At 63.1% G+C, this 22323-nt stretch carries 20 protein-coding genes and 1 tRNA gene; 12 read left to right on the top strand and 9 right to left on the bottom strand.

The window, feature by feature from the left end; all coding sequences use genetic code 11:
- Positions 1-83 precede the first annotated feature (83 nt).
- Positions 84-1565 (top strand): amidohydrolase family protein, encoded by a 1482-nt coding sequence (locus V8192_RS09605; RefSeq protein ID WP_341632853.1) that lies wholly within the window; start codon positions 84-86, stop codon positions 1563-1565.
- Here the strand turns inward: V8192_RS09605 and V8192_RS09600 are convergent.
- Together V8192_RS09600 and argR are read right to left on the bottom strand one after the other, a co-directional pair.
- Entirely contained in the window at positions 1559-2695 is a 1137-nt protein-coding gene (locus V8192_RS09600) for a DmpA family aminopeptidase (protein WP_341632852.1), read from the bottom strand. The genes V8192_RS09605 and V8192_RS09600 overlap by 7 nt on opposite strands.
- Before the next feature lie 38 nt (positions 2696-2733).
- Positions 2734-3195, bottom strand: a complete 462-nt coding sequence (gene argR / locus V8192_RS09595; RefSeq protein ID WP_341632851.1) for an arginine repressor — start codon at positions 3193-3195, stop codon at positions 2734-2736.
- A gap of 52 nt (positions 3196-3247) precedes the next feature.
- On the opposite strand from argR, the gene argC reads away from it, so the two are divergent.
- The 5 genes from argC to V8192_RS09570 are packed head-to-tail and all read left to right on the top strand — an operon-like array spanning position 3248 to position 8367.
- Positions 3248-4255 carry an N-acetyl-gamma-glutamyl-phosphate reductase gene (argC, locus tag V8192_RS09590; protein WP_341632850.1) on the top strand — a complete coding sequence of 336 codons (1008 nt, stop codon included), beginning with the start codon at positions 3248-3250 and terminating at the stop codon, positions 4253-4255.
- Positions 4252-5412 (top strand): bifunctional glutamate N-acetyltransferase/amino-acid acetyltransferase ArgJ, encoded by a 1161-nt coding sequence (argJ, locus tag V8192_RS09585; protein ID WP_341632849.1) that lies wholly within the window; start codon positions 4252-4254, stop codon positions 5410-5412. The genes argC and argJ overlap by 4 nt, the downstream gene beginning before the upstream one ends.
- A complete protein-coding gene (argB, locus tag V8192_RS09580) occupies positions 5412-6287 on the top strand; it encodes an acetylglutamate kinase (protein WP_341632848.1) in 876 nt (291 codons plus the stop codon). Before argJ ends, argB begins: the two co-directional genes overlap by 1 nt.
- Positions 6284-7138 carry an ornithine carbamoyltransferase gene (locus tag V8192_RS09575; protein ID WP_341632847.1) on the top strand — a complete coding sequence of 285 codons (855 nt, stop codon included), beginning with the start codon at positions 6284-6286 and terminating at the stop codon, positions 7136-7138. The genes argB and V8192_RS09575 overlap by 4 nt, the downstream gene beginning before the upstream one ends.
- Positions 7138-8367, top strand: coding sequence for an argininosuccinate synthase (locus tag V8192_RS09570; RefSeq protein ID WP_341632846.1), 1230 nt, complete (start codon positions 7138-7140; stop codon positions 8365-8367). The genes V8192_RS09575 and V8192_RS09570 overlap by 1 nt, the downstream gene beginning before the upstream one ends.
- On the opposite strand, the gene argH is transcribed toward V8192_RS09570, so the two are convergent.
- On the bottom strand, positions 8356-9753 hold the full coding sequence (gene argH, locus V8192_RS09565; RefSeq protein ID WP_341632845.1) for an argininosuccinate lyase: 1398 nt from the start codon (positions 9751-9753) through the stop codon (positions 8356-8358). The genes V8192_RS09570 and argH overlap by 12 nt on opposite strands.
- Before the next feature lie 256 nt (positions 9754-10009).
- Between argH and V8192_RS09560 the strand changes: the two genes are divergently transcribed.
- The gene (locus V8192_RS09560; RefSeq protein WP_341632844.1) at positions 10010-11725 is read left to right on the top strand and encodes a type I secretion system permease/ATPase; all 1716 of its coding nucleotides are present in this window, start codon (positions 10010-10012) and stop codon (positions 11723-11725) included.
- Positions 11722-13065, top strand: coding sequence for an HlyD family type I secretion periplasmic adaptor subunit (locus V8192_RS09555; RefSeq protein WP_341632843.1), 1344 nt, complete (start codon positions 11722-11724; stop codon positions 13063-13065). Before V8192_RS09560 ends, V8192_RS09555 begins: the two co-directional genes overlap by 4 nt.
- Positions 13066-13069: 4 nt before the next feature.
- Here V8192_RS09555 and V8192_RS09550 read toward each other — a convergent pair.
- Together V8192_RS09550 and V8192_RS09545 are read right to left on the bottom strand one after the other, a co-directional pair.
- Positions 13070-13146: transfer RNA gene (locus V8192_RS09550), tRNA-Arg, on the bottom strand.
- Positions 13147-13176: 30 nt separating this feature from the next.
- A complete protein-coding gene (locus V8192_RS09545; protein ID WP_341632842.1) occupies positions 13177-14247 on the bottom strand; it encodes a polyhydroxyalkanoate synthase family protein in 1071 nt (356 codons plus the stop codon).
- Here V8192_RS09545 and phaR point away from each other — a divergent pair.
- Both phaR and V8192_RS09535 read left to right on the top strand, forming a co-directional pair.
- Positions 14246-14767, top strand: coding sequence for a polyhydroxyalkanoate synthesis repressor PhaR (gene phaR / locus V8192_RS09540; protein ID WP_341632841.1), 522 nt, complete (start codon positions 14246-14248; stop codon positions 14765-14767). The genes V8192_RS09545 and phaR overlap by 2 nt on opposite strands.
- A 5-nt stretch (positions 14768-14772) precedes the next feature.
- Positions 14773-15228, top strand: a complete 456-nt coding sequence (locus V8192_RS09535) for a hypothetical protein (RefSeq protein WP_341632840.1) — start codon at positions 14773-14775, stop codon at positions 15226-15228.
- Positions 15229-15753: 525 nt separating this feature from the next.
- Here the strand turns inward: V8192_RS09535 and V8192_RS09530 are convergent.
- A complete protein-coding gene (locus V8192_RS09530; RefSeq protein WP_341632839.1) occupies positions 15754-16140 on the bottom strand; it encodes a hypothetical protein in 387 nt (128 codons plus the stop codon).
- A 114-nt stretch (positions 16141-16254) separates the two neighbouring features.
- The gene (locus tag V8192_RS09525; RefSeq protein WP_341632838.1) at positions 16255-18039 is read right to left on the bottom strand and encodes an ABC transporter transmembrane domain-containing protein; all 1785 of its coding nucleotides are present in this window, start codon (positions 18037-18039) and stop codon (positions 16255-16257) included.
- Between the two features lie 138 nt (positions 18040-18177).
- Between V8192_RS09525 and V8192_RS09520 the strand changes: the two genes are divergently transcribed.
- Both V8192_RS09520 and V8192_RS09515 read left to right on the top strand, forming a co-directional pair.
- Positions 18178-19143 carry a hypothetical protein gene (locus V8192_RS09520; RefSeq protein WP_341632837.1) on the top strand — a complete coding sequence of 322 codons (966 nt, stop codon included), beginning with the start codon at positions 18178-18180 and terminating at the stop codon, positions 19141-19143.
- 101 nt (positions 19144-19244) lie between these two features.
- Positions 19245-20474, top strand: a complete 1230-nt coding sequence (locus tag V8192_RS09515; protein WP_341632836.1) for a polyhydroxyalkanoate depolymerase — start codon at positions 19245-19247, stop codon at positions 20472-20474.
- A gap of 198 nt (positions 20475-20672) precedes the next feature.
- On the opposite strand, the gene V8192_RS09510 is transcribed toward V8192_RS09515, so the two are convergent.
- Both V8192_RS09510 and V8192_RS09505 read right to left on the bottom strand, forming a co-directional pair.
- Positions 20673-22073 (bottom strand): MFS transporter, encoded by a 1401-nt coding sequence (locus tag V8192_RS09510; RefSeq protein WP_341632835.1) that lies wholly within the window; start codon positions 22071-22073, stop codon positions 20673-20675.
- Complete coding sequence (locus tag V8192_RS09505; protein ID WP_341632834.1) at positions 22070-22321, bottom strand: hypothetical protein; 252 nt, start codon at positions 22319-22321, stop codon at positions 22070-22072. The genes V8192_RS09510 and V8192_RS09505 overlap by 4 nt, the downstream gene beginning before the upstream one ends.
- Between the last annotated feature and the right edge of the window lie 2 nt (positions 22322-22323).

The following is a 22323-nucleotide window of genomic DNA, read 5'->3' as shown; positions in this document are numbered from 1 at the left end:
GGTGCGAACTTCTGACTGGCCAGGGGACCCGTTGCGGTCATCGCGGCGGCATGCAAGCTAACGTCCGGATTGGAGGAGCGCCCATGGATTTCCGGCTTCTTGCAGCTTGCGCGGCTACTGCGCTGTCATCGGCCGCGATCGGTGCGTCGGTTCTTGCACCGCCGCCCGCGCTCTCCGCGGACGTCCAGGCCTTCGTCCACGTACCTGGAGGCCAGATCGCCATCCAGCATCTTCGCATCATCGATGGCACGGGTGCCGCGCCGATCGAGAACGCGACCCTGCTGATCGACGGTTCAAAGATCGGGGCCGTCCTCAAGTCCGGTTCGCCAATACCGGCGGGTTACCGGCTTCTTGACGGAACCGGCGAAACGGCGATGCCGGGACTCGTGGGCATGCACAACCACATGTTCTACATCGCTCGGCCCAACCTCGATGCGAGCGGCCATTCAGAAAGCCCGCTCGACGTCCCGCAAATGACGTTCAGCGCGCCGCGGCTCTATCTCGGCAGCGGGGTCACGACGATGCGTACCACCGGGAGCGTCGAACCCTATACCGATCTCAACGTGAAGACCGCTATCGACAGCGGCAAGCTCGCGGGCCCTCACATGGACGTGACCGCGCCCTATCTCGAGGGCTCCGGCAGCCCGTTCATCCAGATGCACCAGATCACCTCGCCTGAGGATGCGCGGCGCACGGTGGGCTTCTGGGCAGAGCAGGGAGCAACCTCGTTCAAGGCCTACATGAACATCACGCGGGCCGAGCTCAAAGCCGCAATCGACGAGGCTCACCGCCGTCATCTGAAAATCACGGGTCACCTTTGCTCCGTCACCTATCCGGAAGCTGCAGCGCTTGGCATCGACGACCTCGAGCACGGCTTTTTTGTCAATACGCAGCTCGATCCGGGCAAGCAGCCTGATACGTGCACGGCAACGACCGGGACGCCGACCCTGCAGGCGATGAAGCCCGGCAGCATCGAAGCCAATGCGCTCATCAAGCTTCTGGTCGATCGGCACGTCGCGGTTACATCCACCCTGCCGGTGTTCGAGCAGAGCCTTGCGCTTCACGCGCCCCTCAACCCGCGCGCGATGGCCGTCCTGACCCCCCAGGCCCGAGAGGATTATCTTTACCTGCGCAACCTTGCCGCGAGCCGCGGTTCAACGGCGAAGGGAGAAGCCTTCGCGGAGGCCTACAAGAACGACCTGGGCCTCGAACGCCAGTTTGTTGCTGCCGGAGGCCTGCTGCTCGCGGGGCCTGATCCGACCGGCAATGGCGGGGTCATTCCCGGTTTCGGCGATCAACGCGAAATTGAGCTGCTGGTCGAGGCAGGCTTCTCGCCGGTGGAAGCGATCCGGATCGCAACTCTCAATGGAGCGATCTTTCTGGGGCTCGCCGATCGCATCGGCACGATTGCCCCGGGCAAGGAGGCTGACCTGTTCATCGTCGGCGGGAACCCTGCCGCGAACATCGCGGACGTCGAGAAGGTAGTCCTCGTCTTCAAGGACGGCGTGGGATTCGACAGCCGAAAGCTGATCGACAGCGTACGCGGGCGCTACGGCCGCTATTGACCGCGCGCGCGCCGGTAGAGCTTCACCACCTCTTCGATCGGCAGCGCGTCGACGTGGCGGCCATTGCCGTCCATCGGTGTCGCGGCGAACAGGGAATTGATGGCCGCCTCCTCTGCTGCCTCGACGGCGGCTTCGAACAGAGGCGACATCTGCTCGTTGGGCAGGTCGACCACCGGGCTCGGCTGGGCACGCCGCTCGGAAGTCCGGCGAACCTGGTCATTGACCGAAAAGGCGAGGGCATATTCGCCCGAACCATTGGTCATGGGTGAGCCCGTGCGTGCGATGCCAAGGAGACCCCGATGGGCTAGCCGCTCCAGGTTGCGGTCAGAAAGAGGGGCGTCGGTGGCGACGACGACGATCACCGAGCCATCGCCGCTAGCCTTGGAAAGCTCGTCCTTGAGATAATACTTGCCGAGTGCCTGGCCGACGGGAACACCCGCGACCTGGAGAACGCCGCCGTAATTCGTCTGAACCAGAACACCCACCGTCCAGCCGCCAAGGCTTCCAGGAAGCTGGCGCGAACTGGTCCCGATCCCGCCCTTCCAGCTGAAACAAATCGTGCCGGTGCCGGCGCCGACCGCGCCCTCCTCGACGGGGCCGCCGTGAGCCCGCTCGATCGCGGCGAGCGCGTCGGTAGATCGCACCTTGCGGGCACGGATGTCGTTAAGCGTGCCGTCATTGGTCTCGCCGACGATGGCGTTGACCGACCGGACATCTTCGTTGCCGGGCTGTCTCAGGGTCCATTCGATGGTTCCGGCGGCAGCTTCAGGGACGCTGAGCGTGTTCGTGAGCACGATCGGCGTTTCGATCTCACCAAGTTCCCTGACCTGCGTCGAGCCCATGAACTTGCCATAGGCATTCCCGACCGCGAACCCTGCAGGGACCTTGTCCTGGTAGAGATTGCCGCCATGCGGCAGGATCGCGGTCACGCCCGTACGGACTGTTGCACCTTCGATGATCGTGACCTGTCCGACCCTCACGCCGGCAACATCGGTGATTGCGTTGAGAGGGCCGGTTGGAAGGATCCCGATGGCAATGCCTGCTTCCCGTGCACGCGGGCGCCGCTCGGCCGCCTGGGCGTTCGCGGTCATGAGGAGCAGCAGGCTGAGGAGCGCGGCGCGAACATGCACGCACTCATGATTGCCGCATCATGTTCGTGCGGCAAGCCCTAGTGCAGTTCGCCTCGAAGCTTGACGCTCAGCGCCTCGGCTTCGGCGGAGCTGCGGCAGGCGATGAAGATCGCGTCGTCACCGCAGATCGTTCCGACGACCTCGGCAAGCTCCGACTGGTCCAGTACGACCCCCACGAGATGCGCGGAGCCGGGAGGCGTCTTGATGACAACGAGGTTGACCGCCGTCTCAACGGAACGGACCCAGTCCCTGAACACCGCCGCAAGGCGGGGGCTGGCACGGTTCGGCGCACTTTCCGGGAGAGCATAGCTCAAATGGCCATCGCGCCGGACCTTGATTGCGCCCAGTTGCTCAAGATCGCGCGAGACGGTCGCCTGGGTCACCAGAAAGCCCAGGGAACCTAATCGCTCGGCAAGCTCTTCCTGGCTCGACAGCGCGTTTTCCCGGATAAGGTCCGCGATTGCCCGCTGCCGACGCTCCTTGAGATCGGTCATACGCATGAATATGCACCATCTTGCATAGATATGCAATAAAGTGGATAGGGGCCGCGCGATGATTCGAACCGCGATCCTTGGTGCCTCGGGCTATGTGGGGGGTGAACTCCTGCGGCTGATCGCCGCGCATCCCCATTTAGTCCCGGCAAGGCTGTTCGGTGGAAGCAAGGCGGGGAGGCCTCTTTCAGCGGTGCATCCGCACCTCGCGCCTGCCTATCCGCATGCACTGCTCGAAACGATCGAACCTGGCGCCTTCAAGGATGTCGATCTCGTCTTTGCGGCACTTCCGCACGGTCACAGCCAGCGGCTGGCGGCCGAGATCCTCAAGAGCGGAATCCCGTTCGTCGACCTCGGCGCGGATTTCCGGCTCGAGGATGCGGCGACCTACGAGCGGTGGTACGGCCATGCGCACGAGGCACCCGAGCTACTCGGGGAATTCGTCTACGGTATCCCCGAGCTCAACCGCGACGCGATCAGAAACTCGAAGGCGGTTGCTGCCGCCGGCTGCTATGCAACTGCCGCGATCCTGGCGCTGAAGCCGCTGGTCGACGCCAAGCTGGTCAGGGCTGAGGGCCTGATCGTCGATGCAGCCTCGGGCGTCAGCGGAGCCGGGCGCGATGCCAAAGAAGCTACTGCCTTCAGCACCGTCCACGGCAGCTTTTCAGCTTATGGGCTTCTCAACCATCGTCATACGGCCGAAATGGAAATGGCGACCGGTGGGACGGTGTTGTTCACTCCGCACCTTGCGCCCATTGATCGCGGCATCCTTGCGACTTGCTACGGCGAAGCGCTCGGCCCCTGCGATCCGCTCGAGACGCTGCAAAGGTCGTATTCCGAAGAGCTGTTTGTCCACGTAACGGACCAGCTGCCCGCCACCAAGTGGGTCGCAGGGTCGAACGGCGCTCAGCTCACCGCCCGCTATGACGGACGGACCGGTCGCGTCCTTGCTTTGTCGGCAATCGACAATCTCGGCAAAGGCGCTGCGGGCCAGATGATCCAGTGCGCCAATCTGATGCTCGGCCTCGAGGAGAGCGCCGGCCTTACGACGATCGGAATCTATCCATGAGTGTGACCGCGGCCGAGGGCTTCGTTGCAGCCGGCTGTCATGCCGGCATCAAGCGGCGCAAGTTCGATATGGCTCTCCTTGCAACCAAAGATCTCCAGCCGGTTCCCTGCGCTGCGGTCTTTACGCAGAACAAGTTTGCAGCGCCTCCCGTCGAGTTCGATCGGGCAACGCTCCAGGCGAATGGCGGCAAGGCTGCGGCGGTGATCGTCAACTCGGGCAATGCCAATGCAGGAACGGGAGCTTCGGGCTATAAAGATGCGCAGCTTATGGCCGCCGCGACCGGTCAGGCCCTTCAGATCGCAAACTCGCATGTGCTCGTCTGTTCAACCGGGATCATCGGGACGCCGCTTCCAATGGATCCGATCCTCGCGGCAACGCCGCGCCTCGCGCACAAATTGTCCATTGAGGGCGGTCACGATGCAGCGCGCGGGATCCTCACGACCGATCACGAGGCGAAGGAAGTCGTCATCCAGGGCTCGAACTTCACCCTCGGCGGGATGGCCAAGGGTTGCGGCATGATCGCGCCGAACATGGCGACAATGCTCGCTTTCCTGACCACGGACGCGGGCGTTTCGCGATCCGTCATGCAGAAGGCGCTGAAGGCTGCCGCGGACGCGACGTTCAACACGCTCAACGTAGATGGCGCGACCTCGACAAACGACACCGCGATGCTTCTTGCAAGCGGCAAGCGCGGGCAGACGGACCCGGAGGAATTCGCAAACGTCGTCCTCGCCGCATGCCGCGATCTCACGATGAAGATGGCGCGCGATGCCGAGGGCATGACCCGGATCGCGCATCTTGCAGTCACGGGAGCGCGCACCAGCGAGGAAGCGAGGATCGCTGCGAAGAACATCGTCGAGAACAACCTTGTGAAGTGCAGCTGGTACGGCGGGGACCCTTACTGGGGTCGGCTGATGGCAGCCGCCGGATCGGCCGGCGTTGACCTCGACGTCGCAAAATCGCGCGTGGCCTACGGCGGCATTGTCGTTGCGAGCGCCGGGGTTGCGATCGAGCATGACGGCCAGGCACTTGCCGAGCACATGATGAGCGACGAGGTCGAGATCGAGGTTCACCTCGGCGCTGGCCATGGCTCGGCCAAGATGATCGGGATCGATCTTGGGCCAGGCTACATCAAAGAGAATAGCAAGACCTCGTGATGGCCAGTCTCCCGCCAACCGAAATCGCCCGCATCCTCGTCGAAGCGCTCCCCTACATCCGCCAGTTCGCCGGCAAATCGATTGTGGTGAAACTGGGCGGCGCGGCAATCGATCGCGACAGCGATCTTGCGCTCGCGCAGGACGTGCTTCTCCTCAGGAGCGTCGGAGTGCGATGCGTCCTCGTCCATGGTGGCGGCCCCCAGGTCGACGCCATGCTTCGCCGCGTCGGGAAGGAGCCGGAGTTTCGCGACGGCCTCCGGGTGACTGACGCCGAGACGCTCGAGATCGTTCGCATGGTGCTCGTTGGAAAGATCAATCGCGATCTTGTGGCGACGATCAACAGCCAGGCTGGAGACGAGCCCGTCGCGGTCGGAGTCTCCGGCGAGGATGCGGGGTTGCTTACGGTCACGCCGGGAGACCAGACGCTCGGCTTCGTCGGGAATGTCTCGGGTGTGCGCGCCGAACTCATCCACCGCCTCCTCGATGATGGATTGACCCCGGTCGTATCGACCGTCGGGGCCGATGCTGGCGGTCAGCCATTTAACGTCAATGCCGACGAGGCCGCGCGCGCCATCGCGGTCGCGATGAAGGCCGAGAAGATCGTCTATTTGACGGCGGTTCCGGGTCTGCTCGAAGATCCCGGGGATGAACAAACGCTCGTTCCCCGGCTGACGTCGGCCGAGCTTCGCGAGCGCATCGATCACGAAAGCGTCGGCAAGGGCATGATCCCCAAACTGAGGGCCTGCGCCGACGCGGTCGATCAGGGCGTCAATTTCGCCCATATCATCGACGGGCGAGTGCGCCATTCACTGCTCATCGAACTGCTGACCGATCACGGAGTGGGCACGATGATCCGTCGGGAGAAGAGCTGGTGAGGCACCTTTTGTCCATGCGCGACCTCACCTCGAGCGACGTCGAGTGGATCCTCGCGGCATCCGAGCAGCCCGCTCCCCGCTTGCTGGAAGGGAAGGGCGTCGCGCTTTACTTCGAGAAGCCAAGTTCGCGGACGCGCAATTCAATGGAGCTGGCGGCCGCCCAGCTTGGGGGACATCCCGTCTACATCCAGCCTGCTGAACTTGGCATCGGCACGCGCGAGAGCGTCGCGGACGTCACTCACACTCTGGCCTGTTTTCACGCGATTATCGCGGGGCGGGTGTTTGACCACGCCCTGCTTGAGGAAATGGCGCGTGTGAACGCCGCGCCCGTTCTCAACATGTTATCCGCAACCGACCATCCGCTTCAGGCCCTGGCCGACCTCCTGACGGTCAGGCAGCTGCTGGGCCGGCTTGAGGGTGCAAGAATCGCCTTCATCGGCGAGGGCAACAACGTGTCACGCTCGCTCGCCGAAGCCTGCGCGCTCGTCGGTGCCCGGTTCACGATCGCGAGCCCCGAGGGTTATGGCCTTGGCAATGCGATGGGCGTTCGCCAGCTAACCGATCCCGAGGAAGCTGTTGAAGGGGCGGACATCGTCTACACCGACGTCTGGGTCTCGATGGGAGGCGAAGAGAGCGAGGAGCGACGGGCTGCGTTCGAGCCATACCAGGTCAACGAGGCCCTGATGGCACTGGCACCAAACGCGCGCTTTCTTCACTGCCTTCCCGCGCGCCGGGGAGAGGAAGTGACGGCGCCGATAATCGACAGTTCGCGCTCGGCGATCTGGCGCCAGGCCGAGAACCGGATGCACACGGCGCGCGGTGCCATGCTTTGGATGTTGGAACAGAAATAATGACAAACAAGAAAATGAAGGTCGTGCTCGCTTATTCCGGCGGCCTCGACACCTCCATCATCCTGAAATGGCTGCAAACCGAATATGATGCAGAGGTCGTGACCTTCACGGCGGACCTGGGACAGGGCGAAGAAGTTGAGCCGGCCCGGCGCAAGGCCGAGATGCTCGGGGTTAAGCCCCAAAATATCTTCATCGAGGATCTGCGCGAGGAATTCGTCCGCGACTTCGTGTTCCCGATGTTTCGCGCCAACACGCAATACGAGGGGGATTATCTTCTCGGAACGTCGATCGCCCGGCCGCTGATCGCCAAGCGCCAGATCGAGATCGCGCGAGAGGTCGGCGCGGATGCGGTCTGTCATGGTGCGACCGGCAAGGGCAATGACCAGGTCCGCTTCGAGCTTGGCTATTATGCGCTCGAGCCCGAGATCAAGGTGATCGCGCCGTGGCGCGAGTGGAGCTTCCAGAGCCGCGAGGCGCTCATCGATTTTGCGGAGAAGTACCAGATCCCCATTGCCAAGGATAAGCGTGGCGAGGCTCCCTTCTCCATCGACGCAAACCTCCTCCACTCCTCCTCGGAAGGAAAGGTGCTTGAAGACCCGGCAGCCGAGCCGCCCGAATATGTCCACCAGCGGACGGTTTCGCCCGAAGATGCACCCGACAAGGCGCGCGTCGTCACCATCGACTTCGAGCGCGGGGATGCGGTCGCGATCGACGGCGAGAAGCTGTCACCGGCCAACTTGCTCACGAAGCTCAATCAGCTTGGCCACGACAATGGAATCGGCCGGCTCGACCTCGTCGAGAACCGATTTGTCGGAATGAAATCGCGCGGCGTTTACGAAACTCCCGGCGGCACCATCCTTCTAGCAGCGCACCGGGGCATCGAGAGCATCACGCTGGATGGTGGCGCGATGCATCTCAAGGACGAATTGATGCCGCGCTACGCCAGCCTCATTTACAACGGCTTCTGGTTCGCACCGGAGCGCGAGATGCTGCAGGCGGCCATCGACAGGAGCCAGGAGCATGTGACGGGCCGCGTCACGATGAAGCTCTACAAGGGCAATGCGACCGTCATCGGGCGCGAGAGCAGCCAGTCTCTTTATGACCAGGATCTGGTGACGTTCGAGGAAGGAAGCGGAAGCTACGATCACCGTGATGCGGCGGGGTTCATCCGACTGAACGCACTTCGGTTGCGCACGATCGCGCAGCGCGACCGCCGCCTAAAGTCCTAGGCCTTCTTTCGCGGCGGCGATCTGCTCGCGCACGCGAGCCGGCGCAGTTCCGCCATAGCTGGTGCGGCTTCGGACCGATGCCTCGACACACAGTACGTCATAGACCCGCTCGTCGATGCAATCGGCGATCTCGCGAAGTATTTCCAGCGGCAGTTCGGAGAGTTCGCATCGGCGATCTTCCGCCGCTTTTACGGCGCGGCCGGTGATGTGATGCGCTTCGCGAAACGGAATGTTGGCTTCCCGAACGAGCCAGTCGGCAAGATCGGTCGCCGTCGAAAACCCCTGCGAGGCGGCGGCGAGCATGCGGTCCGGAACGAAGTCCACCGTCTCGACCATCCCGGCGAGCGCCTCGAGCGACAGGATGAGGAGATCCCGGGCGTCGAACACGGGCTCCTTGTCGTCCTGCATGTCCTTCGAATAAGCGAGCGGCAGCCCCTTCATCGTCGCCATCAGCGAGACGAGGCTTCCAATAATCCGGCCGCTATGGCCGCGGACCAGCTCCGCGGCGTCGGGGTTGCGTTTCTGCGGCATGATCGAGGAGCCGGTCGAAAACTGGTCTGAGAGTTTCACGAAGCCGAACGGCGCGCTCGCCCAGATGATGAGCTCTTCGGAAAGACGCGACAGGTGAAGCGAACACTGAGTAGCGGCCATCAGATAATCGAGCGCGAAATCGCGGTCCGAGACGCTGTCGAGGCTGTTGGCCGTTGCACCATCGAAGGCGAGCGCGTCGGCGGTGCGCTCGCGATCAATCGGAAAACCGGTGCCTGCGAGAGCAGCTGAACCGAGCGGGCTCTGGTTCATCCGGGCACGCGCTTCGGTGAACCGCGAAAGGTCGCGGCGCAGCATTTCGTAATAGGCCATCAGGTGATGGCCCAGCGTCACCGGTTGCGCGACCTGAAGGTGCGTGAAACCGGGCATGATCGTCTCGGCGTGCTCCTCGGCTCGCTCGACGAGGACACGCTGCAGGCCGCGAACAGCATCGAGGGTTTCATCGCAGGCGTTTCGCACCCACAGACGAAAATCGGTTGCGACCTGGTCATTGCGAGACCTAGCCGTATGGAGGCGGCCGGCGGTCGCGCCGATCAATTCCCCGAGGCGGTGTTCGACGGTCATGTGGATGTCCTCGAGCTCGAGGCGTTCCGGAACGCCCTTTTGCTCGTATTCGGCACCGATCTGGTCGAGACCCTCGAGAATTGCAGACGCATCTGCGTCCGAGATGATGCCCTGGTCTCGAAGCATCGCCGCATGAGCCTTCGAAGCGGCGATGTCCTCGCGCCAAAGGCGCTTGTCGAATCCGATCGACGCATTGATGCGCGTCATCAGGCCGTCGGGCTTGGCCTTGAAGCGCCCGCCCCAGGTTCGCTGTCCATCCGGCTTGTCCGCCATGCGCTCCGCCGTGCCACGCACGCCGAAGTGGGTCAAACGGGTGAAGACTCTAAGATTCATGGTATTTCTTGCCGCCGAACCACATTGGGACTGCTCCGGTTTCCCTCCTAAGAAGCTGTTATTCCTTTCTTTTGTAAAATCGCGTAGGCCATGGAGCGGGTGCGCCGCGATCCTTTTGAAAAAGGCTCTTGCGTCCCCTCTGGGATAAAATAGCAGTGGCGGCGGCGTGTCATACAGAAGATCAGCAGCGATAAAGTTGCTTGGGGTCGAGGTTCCTGAGGCGCTCGCCGGGGCTCTTCGTCAGTGCCGCCGGCATTTCGTCGCGGCTGCCTGGTTCAGCCTGCTGATCAATGTCCTCTATCTCGCTCCGACCCTCTACATGCTTCAGGTCTACGACCGCGTCGTTCCGACTGGCGGCAAGACAACCCTGCTGTTCGTCACCCTGGCGCTGGCGCTCGCGCTGGTCTCGATGTGTGGTCTCGACATGGTCCGCGCGCGGCTTCTCGTCCGCGCGAGCGAACGCGTCGACGCAATTCTTGCGCCGCGGCTCCTCGAACAGATGATGGCCGCCGATACCGCCGGCACGGCACAGGGAATGCGCGACTTCGACTCGATCCGCGCGACCATCGGCACGCCGATCATTGCCGCCATGTTTGATGCACCCTGGACTCCGGTCTTCCTCCTCGTTGCCTTCATGTTGCACTTCTGGATCGGGATCATGGCGATCATCTCGGCCGTAATCCTCGTGTCGCTCGCCTGGTCGAACCAGAAGGCAACGCGGTCGCGGATGGACGTTGCCACCACTGCGATGGCGGCGGCGCACAATTCGGAGCAGGCGGCCGCTGTCCATGCAGCGACTGTGCGGGGCCTTGGCATGACGGACGCGATGGTCGCCCGGCAGCTGGACAATCGCCGGATCGCGCTTGCCAACTTGGTCGAGGCGCAAATGGCAGGCAGCCGCCTCACCGCGACCAGCAAGTTCTTCCGCATGTTCGTCCAGTCCGCCGCCCTGGGTCTTGGTGCACTGCTTGCGATTGCTGGAGACATTTCCGCAGGCGCGATCATTGCCGCCTCGATCCTGCTCAGCCGTGCGCTCGCTCCGATCGAAAGCATCATTGCGGGCTGGCCCTCCATAACGACCGCGAGGGCAGCGGTTCGCCGGCTGGCAATCACGCTCGAAAGTCTGGGCGACGAGCGCGCACATACCACTCTTCCTGCACCCAAGGGGCTCGTCGAAGTCGAGGGTGCCGGAGTCCGCGGCAGCGACGGTCGTCCGATCCTCGTCGGGATCAGCTTCCGTGCGCAGCCGGGCAAGATCCTGGGCATTATCGGTCCGAACGGGTCGGGCAAGTCTACGCTTGGGCGCGTGCTGGTGGGCGCAATAACGCCCGCTGTCGGCGCGGTCAGGATCGACGGGGCGAGGCTTGGAGACTGGGACCGAAGCGAGCTTGGCCGTCACATCGGCTACATGCCTCAGGAGCCGTCGCTGTTCGAAGGCACGATCAAGGAGAATATCTCCCGGTTCGTCACGCCGTTGACAGCCGACGAGGTAAAGGAAGTCGACGACAAAGTGATTGCCGCCGCAATGGAGGCAGGTGTTCACGAGATGATCCTGCAACTGCCGCAGGCTTACGAGAGCCGCCTTGGGCTCATGGGTTCGGGACTGTCGCTCGGACAGGCGCAGAGGATCGCGCTCGCGCGCGCTCTATACGGTTCTCCCACCATCCTCGTTCTTGATGAACCCAACGCCTTTCTCGACACTGCCGGCGAATCCGCTCTCATCGGCGCACTCAGCCGGGCGCGTGCGCGCGGCGCAACGGTCATCGTCATCGCGCATCGCCGCGGGATCGTCGATGCGTCCGACGAGCTGCTGGTGCTCGAGGATGGCCGACCGAAAATGATGGGTCCCTCCTCCGCGGTGGTGAGGCGGCTCGCAGGCCCGCAGAAGCCCAAGGCGGAGAATGCTGCATGAGCGACGCACTCGTCCTTCCGGTCGGGCCAGAAGCCGTCGCCGGCGATCCGCAGCCCGAAATCCGCCGCGGCATCATCATATCGATTCTCTTCTTCGTCCTGTTCCTTGGCTGGGCAGCCTTCATGCCCCTCGACGCGGGCGTGAATGCGCCCGGCATTATCGCCGTGTCAGGCAACCGCCAGACGGTCCAGCACAAGGATGGCGGGGTCATCACCGCCATCCACGTGCGTGAAGGTCAGCACGTCGAGGCGGGACAGGTGCTGGTCGAGCTGTCCGCCCCGGAGCTGAGAGCTTCGGAGCGCGCTCTGACAAGCGATTATCTGACACTTCTTGCACAGCGATCGCGCTTGCTCGCGGAACGGAGCGGCCAACGCGATTTCGGACCGCCGCCAGAATTTGCGTCGCTGTCGCCGGACGATCGTCCGATCGCCCAGCAGGTATTGGACCTCCAGCGCTCCGAGATGCACGCCCGGTCGGGTTCCATCTCCGCGCAGCAATCCGTCCTTGGGCAGCGCGCAGGCCAGCTCGTTCAGCAGCAGTCCGGATACACCCAGCAGCGGGCGCAGCTGCTCGAGCAGCAGCGCCTCATCGGCGAGGAGCTGGATGGTCTTCGTAAAATCGCGGAAAAAGGCTTTGCCTCAATGAACCGCGTTCGCGAGCTCGAGCGCCAGCAGGCGGAACTCAAAGGCCAGCAGGCAGCGATGGAAGCCGAATATGCCCGTGCAGGTCAGGGTATCGGTGAGACCAAGATGCAATCGCTGACGGTGACGCGTGACCGTCTCGAGCAGATCGAATCCGATCTCAAGGACACCCAGGGCAAGATATCGGAAGTGCTTCCAAAGCTCGTCGCGACCCGCGAGCAATTGCAGCACTCGCTGGTGCGGGCACCCGCAACAGGCCAGGTCGTGGGCCTTACCGTGTTCACCGTCGGAGGCGTGGTCGAGCCCGGCCAGAAGCTGATGGACATCGTCCCCGATGGCCGGGAACTGGTCATCCAGGCGCAGCTTAATCCGACGGACGCCGATGATGCTTACCCGGGCCAGCGCGCCCAAGTCCGCTTTCTGACCGTCCACAACCGGTCCCTGCCGCTGTTTACGGGCACGGTCAGGACCGTCTCCGCCGACAGCTTCACGGACGACAAGACCGGCCGTTCCTATTTCCGTGCGGAAATCGTGGTTCCTGAAAAGGAGCTCAACAGGGTGCGCTCGGTCCTCGGCCGCGGCGAGCTTCGTCCCGGGCTCCCCGTCGAATCGGTTCTCACGGTCCGCAAGCGGACTGCTCTTGATTATCTCCTGGAACCGCTCACCGGTGCATTGTGGCGCTCGGGCCACGAGGACTGAAGACTGGCGCACCCGACAGGATTCGAACCTGTGGCCTTTGCCTTCGGAGGGCAACGCTCTATCCAGCTGAGCTACGGGTGCGTTAGGAGGCGGACTTAGCGACCGCGTTCCTTACCGGCAAGGCGGCAGGAACGCCTTGATGCGTTCGCAAAGTGTGTTTCTTGCCGACCCGACGATCATTCCGACATGTCCTGAAGAAATTGGGACCGCCTCCCCCGAGGCAACCGTCTGGCCTGGTGCAATCGTGTCCCGCTCGGCAGTAAAGTGAAGTGCCGGAGCCAGGAGCCGATCAGAAACCAGGCGGCCGGCGACCAGCCATTGCCCTGAACCGGGCAGGTCCACCCCGAACAGACGCTCAACAAGCTCCTTTGCCGCCGGATATGGTAGAGGTTCTCCCTCGTTCGCCCACTCTTCAAGTTCGACGAAGCGGCGCGCTTGGGCGCTGTCCGGATCCAGTTGAGCAAACTGGGCGAACTTGCGGACGGTGCGCTCGGGGTCGAGCGACCAGAAGGCGGCCTGCAGCACCTCCATCGGCAGCGCGCCAAGATTTTCCGCGGCGCCTTTCGCCCGTTGCCACATGTCCAGTAGCGCACTTCTCGAACGCTCGGGATACCGGCTGAAATTCCAGGGTGCGGCCAGCGTGATGACGCGCTCCACCTCGATGAGGTTAGCAGCCGCGATCGACATGGTGCCGCCGAGGCAATAGCCAACGAGGGCGGCCGGTTCGCCCATCCTGTGCAGCAAAGGCAGCAGCAAGGCCTCGATATGGCCCGTTACGGAAAGCTCGGCACGCTCTCCCGACTTCCCCCAGTCCACGAGAAGGACCCGGCGTCCCATCCGGGCAATGGAGCCAGCGAGCGATACCTGCTCATCAAGATCGAGAATTCGCGGCGGGTTGATGAGCGAGGGTATGAGAACCAGGGGCGCTCCATTGCCGCCTAGATGTCGGAGCGTTGCGCCACGAACGCGCGCAAATTCGGGATTCGCGGGCTTGCGCTCGTAGCGCGGCGCCCGCTCATAAGCGCGCAAACCGGCAAGCGCCTCTGCTGCGAGCTCCGGATCGCGCGAGGAGACCTCCCGTACCAATTCGAGAAAGAGGGGCAGCGGCCGCGGCGCGCGTGCATGTTGCAGCGCACTATCTTCCGGTAGTAAGTCGCTTTTCGAATGCGGAGAGCTGTTCATGGCCAAATCTGCGGGCAAGGTTACGATCAAGAAATATGCGAACCGGCGTCTGTATGACACCGAAAGCTCGACTTACATCACGCTCGACCGGTTGGCGCAAATGGTGCGCGAGGGCCGCGAGTTCGAGGTGGTCGACGCAAAGAGCGGCGAGGACATCACCCGGCAGGTACTGACCCAGATCATTGTCGATGAGGAGGCGCGCGGCTCGACCATGCTTCCGATCAACTTCCTCAAGCAGCTGATCGGCCTTTACGGCAATTCCATGCAGAATCTCGTTCCGCAATATCTCGAGGCTGCCATGGAGGCATTCCAACGTAACCAGAGCGCAGTGAAAGATGCGTTCGGCGGGAACGTTTTTGCCGACATCGCCAAGCGCAACATGGCGATGTTCGAGGATGCAAGCCGCGCTTTCACGACCGGTGGAAAGACTTCGAAGAACGAGTCGACTCCGAGCGACGTCGACGAACTGAAAGCCGAGCTTGCTGCACTGCAGGCGAAGGTCGACCGACTGAGCCGCTGAAAATCATGAGAATTACAATCGCCAGCGCGTTCGCGCTGATCGCCGCGACGTCGCTCGAGGCGCAGTCCCTTCCCGATCTCAGCGCGGTTACGCCGATCGAAGGCAATTGGACTTACGCAGCGACGCCGGAGGGCAGCGATGCGACCTTTGCAAATGCGTCGGGTGGTCCGCAGCTATTCGTCCACTGCATGAAGGCAACGCGGCGCGTCAGTATCTCCAAGCCCGCGAACGCTGCAGCGCCGGCGATCAGCATATGGACGAGTTCGCTTACACGCAGCGTGCCCTCAAGCTTCAATCCTGCAACCGCGCGGCTGACGATCGATCTTTCCAATTACGACCCGATACTCGACGCCATTGCAACGAGCCGGGGACGAATCGGATTCAGCGTTGGAACCGAGTCTCCACTCGTTCTTCCTGCCTGGGCAGAAGCAGCTCATGTGATCGAGGATTGCCGCGCCTGAGCGGCGCGAAGCGAAGAAGATTGCCGAATGTTCACCGCATTACAAGTCTTGCGCTCGCGCTAACGATGAATCATCCTTCATGCGGCTTCAACGCAGCGAAAGGAGGTGATCCGATGTCTCATGGTTCAGCAGGGAGGTCGGAGAGGGGTGTTCGTAAGGCCTAATCGCTGACGGACGGCCACACCTCTGGCCGCTGACCATGTCGAAGGGCATCGCTGCATCAACCGCAGCGGTGCCCTTTAACATATCCGGCTTTCGCGCATTTCCGGCTTCATTCGGGAACCGTTACGGGGATAAAGTGTCTTTTGCCGCAATCGAGGGAGATGAAGCGATGGCCAAGTCCGCACGTAAGAGTTCTACCGGGTCGTCTTCGAGCAAAGACACGGTCGACAAGCTCGCCAAGGCGGCAATGAGCAAGGAAATGCTCGCTGCGGGTCTGGCCGCAGCTGCTGCAGCAATCAGCGCCAGCCCAAAAGCGCGCCGCGCGATTCGCGATGCAGGTCTCGACGCAGCCGACACTGCAAGTCAGGCTGCCAGCAATGTCATGGCAAGCGCAACCAAGCTTGGTTCATTGATCGCAGAAGCGGTCGCCGAAGCTGCACAACGCGTGATGTCGGGCAAGTGGACGGTTGAAGGGAGTGCGAGCACGACTTCGGCTTCCGGTTCGTCCTCGGGCAGCTCGCGCAGCAGCAGCGGCGCTCGCAAGTCGAGCGGATCGCGCGCGAAGTCCACTGCTTCGCGAGCGAAGTCGTCGAGCGCCCGTTCGACCTCGCCCCGGAAGAGGAGCGCGGGAGCGAAATCGTCCGCGGCCGGCACCAAGTCGACCACCGGTTCCAGCCGATCGAGCGGCGCGCGCAAGTCACCGAGCCGTGCGTCTGCGACGCGCGCTAAGACCGCTTCGGCAGGTAGCACCAAATCCCGGAGCAGCTCCGGCCGCTCGCGCGGCAAGTCCTCGCGCGGTTCGGGCGCACGCGGCCGCGGTGGCAGCCCGTCCGGAGGCGGCGGCGAGGGCGGCGGCTCAAAGGCCTAAGCCGCGCGATCCTCGAATTGTAGACGGGCGAGGCGCGCGTAGAGGCCTCCCCGGGCGCTGAGGCTCGCGTGGTTGCCTTCCTCGACGATCCGGCCTTCGTTCATGACGACGATGCGGTCGGCGGCGCGCACCGTCGCGAGACGGTGAGCGATGACGATCGTCGTGCGATCTTCCATGAGCCGGTCGAGAGCATCCTGAACCAGTCGCTCGCTTTCGGCATCGAGCGCCGAGGTTGCTTCGTCGAGCAATAGAAGCGGCGCATCACGCAGAAGGGCCCGGGCGATTGCGATCCGCTGCCGCTGTCCGCCCGAGAGACGCGCCCCGCCTTCACCCATGTAAGTGTCGAGCCCGTCAGGCAGGGCGCGGAGGAACTGCTCCGCATTTGCATCCTGAGCGGCTCGCCACAGTTCCTCCTCGCTGGCCTCCCAGTTGCCGTAACGAAGATTGTCGCGCGCCGAGGCTGCAAAAATCACCGTGTCCTGCGGCACCATCGCGATGCGTGCACGGATATCGGCGGGATCCGCGTCTCTGAGGTCGACGCCGTCGAGAAGGACGGCCCCTTGATCTGGATCGTAGAATCGCTCGGCGAGCTGGAAGAGTGTTGTCTTGCCGGCGCCCGACGGGCCGACGACTGCAAGCCGCTCCCGCGCCCGGACCTTCAGGGTGAAGTCGTTGAGCGCAGAGGTATCTCGCCGTGTCGGATAGTGAAAGGTGACATTTTCGAAGGCGAGCTCGCCGCGGGGCGGGACGGGTAGCTCCGCAGGTTGCGCGGGAGCGCTGATCGCGGGCTTCGCGTCAAGCAATTCTCCGAGGCGTTCCGACGCGCCGGCAGCTCTGAGCAGGTCACCGTAGACCTCCGACAGATTGCCAAAAGCGCCGGCAAGAAGGCCGCCATAAAGGACGAATGCCGCGATAGTGCCGCCTGTCATGCGCCCGGCTGCGACCTCGGAAGCCCCTTGCCAGATCACGAGCGTGATGGATCCGAAGATCAGGAAAATGACGATTGCAGTCATGACGGCGCGCACCAGAATGCGGCGCTTGGCGGTAGCGAAGACGCGGCCGACGGCCTGCGAGAACCGGCTCGTTTCGCGCTCTTCCTGGTTGAATGCCTGCACGATCTTCATCGCGCCGAGCACCTCACTGGTGACCGTGCCGAGATCGGCTATCCGGTCCTGGCTTCGCGTAGAAATCGAACGGACGCGCCGTCCAAGCACCGCGATTGGCAGTACGACGAGGAGCGCGCCCGCAAGGATGGACAGCGCAAGCTTGGGCGCGAGGGTGAACAATATGACGATGCAGACCAGGCCGAGGATCGTGTTGCGCAAAGCCACGGACACCGTGGTTCCGACGACCTGCTCGATGATCGTCGTGTCGACGGTGATGCGCGAGGTGATCTCCGCCGGACGATTTTCCTCGAAAAAGCCCGGGGATAGGCGCAGCAGGTTCCGGTGCACCGCGAGACGAATGTCCGCGACCGTGCGCTCGCCCATCCACGAGACGGAGTAGAACCTGACCGCTGTCGCAAGCGCCATGACGCCGACGAGCAGTAGCAGATATTCAAACCAGCGCGCGATGTCCCGGCTCGTCCCGGCGCCCGAAGCGAAGCCCTTGTCGATGATGAGCTTGAACGCATAGGGCACGCCGGACGTCGCGGCGGCCGCCACCAGCAGCGCAAGGGCGGCAACTGCAATGTGGCCGGGATACCGGAGCGCAAAGCTCCATACCATTCGAAGGTTCCGGATGGACCGCCCCTTCGGCCGGTTCGCGCTTTGGATCGCCATGCCGCTCAGTAACAGCCTGCATGGCGCGCCTCAAATGACGTCCAGGCAATGGGTATTTTGCCGTTTCTTGAAACGGTTGCGTCGGTTAGGCGAGCGCGTAGTAAATGCTGGTTTAACGAATCGCGAGGCAAGTGACACATGGCTGCGGAGGAAAACCAGCATCGGCCGGGCTTCAGCGGCCTACTGACTGAGCTGACCGACAGCGACGTCGTGATCGAGATCGGGGCGTCCGGTACGAGCCGCCAGCTGCTCGAAGTCGGCCCTGTCAGGTTTCTCGAGGATGCAGTCACGGCTTCCTATCGGGCGCTTGCGGGCTCGGTGCCCGTTCAGCTCGAGACGGTTGCAGTGCTGGAAGAAGTTTCGAAGCGCAGCCTCTCGCTCTGGTTGCGAACCCGTCATTCAGGAGATGGCGCCCTGGCGGATGGCGCCGATACGTCGCTTCTGAAGTTTCTCGCGCGCGGAACGCTCGCGATGATCGCCTGGATGGACGGCTCGCCCACCCTGCATCTCTCCGACCTCCAGCAGGCAATCAGGGTGCTCGCCTGGGGAACCTCGATCACGACCGCGGCCCATCCGGTACTTCCTGACTCTTCGAAGCTCGTTGGCGCGATCTCCGCGTGGCAGAAGGCCAAGGCCGCCCTCCATCCCGGTGATTCGGTCCGGATTATCACCAACAACGGTTCGGCCAAGCTCGATCTCGACAAGCGTATCGAAGACCCCCGGACGCTGCTTCTCTCGCGCAAATTGGTCAATCACTCCGCCGATATCATCTTCGTCGTCGAAATGCCGGACTACGAGGGAAGCGGGCAGTGGCAGCTGAAGCATGGAGAAACGCGAACCACAGCCATCGCAGAGCCCGGCACCTCGCTCGACGGCTTCTACCGCCGGGAGCTCGACATTCGCCCGGGTGACGCTCTGCGCTGCCGCGTCGACGTCGAGACCTCCTACGGACCTGATCACGAGGTCCTCGCGGAGCGCTACCGGATCATTGATATCATCGAAGTCCTGCCAGCCGGCAGGAACGAGATCGCTCCCGCATCGCCCGCCGCTGGCGAGGCGGCCGAGCGAGAGCCGGTCCAGGAGCTTGAAGAGGCCACTTCCTAGCGCTCGTATCGCTGCGGGACTGCCGCAGTGCAACATTCACCTTGCCAGCGACGTTAATGGTGGCCACATCACGGGCACAAGGGGCGCTTTTGTGAGGTTTGATGCTTTACGATGCTTATGAGGTCCAGCGCTCTTTTCTCGCAGGTGCGAGCAAGCTAGCCGGGCTTGGAGCCGGCTGGCTCAACAATCCGGCCAATCCCCTTGGCTACAGTGCGATGGGTCCTCTCGTTGCAGCGAGCCTCGAGGTCTTCGCACATGCAGCAGCTCCGCGCGGCAAGCCTGAATTCGGGATCGAAAGGGTCCGCGTCCGCGGAAAGGACGTGCCGATCCACGAGGAGATCCTGCTGAGAAAGCCGTTCGGCCAGCTCAAGCATTTCTCTCGTGAAGGAGCGACGCGGGGTCCCAGCCTTCTCATCGTCGCTCCGATGTCGGGTCACTATGCGACCCTGCTTCGCGGAACGGTCGAACGTCTTCTGCCAAGGTTCGACGTCTTCATTACCGATTGGCGTGACGCCAAGCTGGTCCCGCTCTCGCAAGGGGGCTTCGATCTTGATGATTACATCGATTATCTGATCGAGTTCCTCCAGCTCATCGGCAAGAAGACTGGCGAGCGTCCCCACATGCTGGCGGTCTGCCAGCCCGCCGTTCCGGCGTTTGCAGCTGCGGCGCTGATGAACGAGGACAAGGATCCGTATCGCCCCAAGTCGCTGACATTGATGGGAGGGCCGATCGACACCCGCGAGGCGCCGACGGCCGTGAATACGCTCGCAACCCAGCGCCCGTTCGCCTGGTTCGAGCAAAATGTCGTCGCCACTGTTCCGATGATCTACCCTGGCGCCGGACGGAAGGTCTATCCCGGCTTCCTGCAGCTGGCGGGGTTCATGACCATGAACCTTGGATCCCACCTTGTCAGCCATTGGGAGATGTTCAAGCATCTGGTCGTCGGTGACGAGGAGAGCGCGGCGTCGACGCAGAAATTCTACGACGAATATCGATCCGTGTGCGACATGACGGCCGAATTCTATCTCCAGACCGTTGACGTCGTCTTCCAGCAGCATCTGCTGCCGAAGGGGGAGATGGAACATCGGGGCCGGCTCGTTCGACCCGATGCTATCCGTGATACGGCATTGCTGGCGATCGAGGGCGAGCGCGACGACATCTCGGGGATCGGTCAGACGAAGGCTGCGCTCGAAATTGCCTCGAGACTGCCCAAGACGAAGAAGCAGTATTTGCTGGCGAGGGACGTCGGCCACTACGGCATCTTCAACGGCCGCAAGTGGCGCGAGAATATTGCCCCGGTTGTCGAGAAGTTCATCGAGGCCCACTCGTAACCCGTTGAATTGAGGGACGAAGACCCCATCTCTTTGCGCAGTTTCAACTGGCGAAAGGAGGTGGTCTGATGTCTCATTGTCACGTGCCGGACACGGTTTGGGTGAGCGCAGCCCCAGCGGAGGTCCGCGCTTAACGTCAGGCCACCTCGGCTTCGACAATGGAAGGCCGTCCGGCACCCGCCGGGCGGCCTTTGTCGTTCACGAGTTCTTCTTCATCTTCACCCCGCCGAGCATGGTGAGGGCGACGAGGCAGCTCGACACGGCAACGGCGGCGGAGATCGCCATCGCAAAGTGGAAGCCTTCGAACAGCGCCGAACCCCTGCTTGCAAGCACGGCGCCGAGCAGCGCGGTTGCGATCAGGCCCCCGGTGCGCGCAACGGCGCTGTTGAAGCCGGAAGCCATTGCGACATGAACCTCTTCAACTGACCCGAGGACCGAAGAGGTGAGGGGCGCAACGGCGATCGTCATTCCTGCGGCCATGACCGCGATCGCCGGGAAAATCCCCGTCCAATAGCTGCTGTGGGGCTCCGCGAGCCAGCAAAGCAGCATTCCGGCGCCGACCACGAGCGGCCCGATGGTCAGTGGCAGTCGCGGACCTGTGCGCGCGGCGAGACCTCCCATGGTCGGAGAGAGCGATGTCATGAGGAGAGGCAGGGGAAGCATTGCGAGGCCCGCCTGGACCGGAGAATAACCGCCGCTGGTAATCAGCACGTAAGGGATGAGCAGCATCGCTGCTCCAAAGGCCGCGTACAACAGAAATGTGAGGAGGTTGAGGCCGGAAAAGCACCTGTTGGCAAGGAGCGAAAGCGGCAGCATGGCGCGCTCGCCCCGCCGGTATTCAGCAACAAGGAACAGGCCCAGCATCACTGTACCGACGACCAGTGCGATGATCGCCTCGCCGGTCAGATGCCGCCTCGCCGACCAAAGGGTCAATGCGTAGGTAAGGCCGCCAAGTCCGGCCGTTGCCAGAAGCGCACCCGCGTAGTCAGTGCGGCCCGCGCCAGGCTCGCGGCTTTCGGCAACGAAGCGCAGCGCTATCAGGATGGCTCCAAGTGCGAGCGGAAGGTTGATGTAGAAAATCGCCGGCCAGCCGATAGTGCTGACCAGCCATCCGCCGATCAGGGGCGCGATGGCTGCAGCAGCTGCTCCCGCCGCAGCCCAGATGCCCACTGCACGGCCTCGTTTCTCGCCGGAGAAAGCCGCGTTGAGGAGGGCAAGGCTGTTGGGCAGGAGGAGTGCGGCGCCAATGCCCTGTGCCGCGCGCGCGGCAAGCAGGATCGGAAGGCTCGGCGCGAGCGCGCATACGAGCGACGTGATCGCAAAAATGCTGGTGCCGACGACGAGCAGTAGCCGGCGTCCGAAATGATCGCCGAGCGCACCGCCCAGAAGGAGAAGTGCCGAAAGGGGCAGCAGATAGGCGTTGACCACCCATTGAACCTGTTCGGCGTGCGCTCCGTAGCTCTCGCGGATAGCCGGCAGCGCGACGCTGAGGACGGACCCTTCGACGAACGACAGGCTCGAAGCGAGAACACAGGCGACGAGTGTCCAGCGCGGATCGGCGCGCTCGCGTACCCTTCCGCTGGCGTCCCGCGGGCTCAATCGACCCGTTCTGCGATCGCTGCCTCGACCATCTTCCTCCACATGTCCGCATCGCCCGCCGCTGCCATTTCGGGATCCGGTTCGCGCATCGTGTGGAGGACCGCGAGGGCCTGGTTGACATGCTCGCGCCAGAGCCTGTCGATCTTCTCGCCCGCCGACGGGTCGCTACCTTCGGCATTGCTGCTGTGCGCGGCTCCGGCAAGGACGCGCGCAATGCGTTCCACCAGCGGCTTTTCAGAAACGGGCATCG

Source organism: Sphingomonas agri, assembly GCF_038148795.1.
Classification (GTDB): domain Bacteria; phylum Pseudomonadota; class Alphaproteobacteria; order Sphingomonadales; family Sphingomonadaceae; genus Sphingomicrobium; species Sphingomicrobium agri.
Note: the sequence above shows the minus strand (reverse complement) of the source record. Positions and strands in the feature narration are given on the sequence as shown.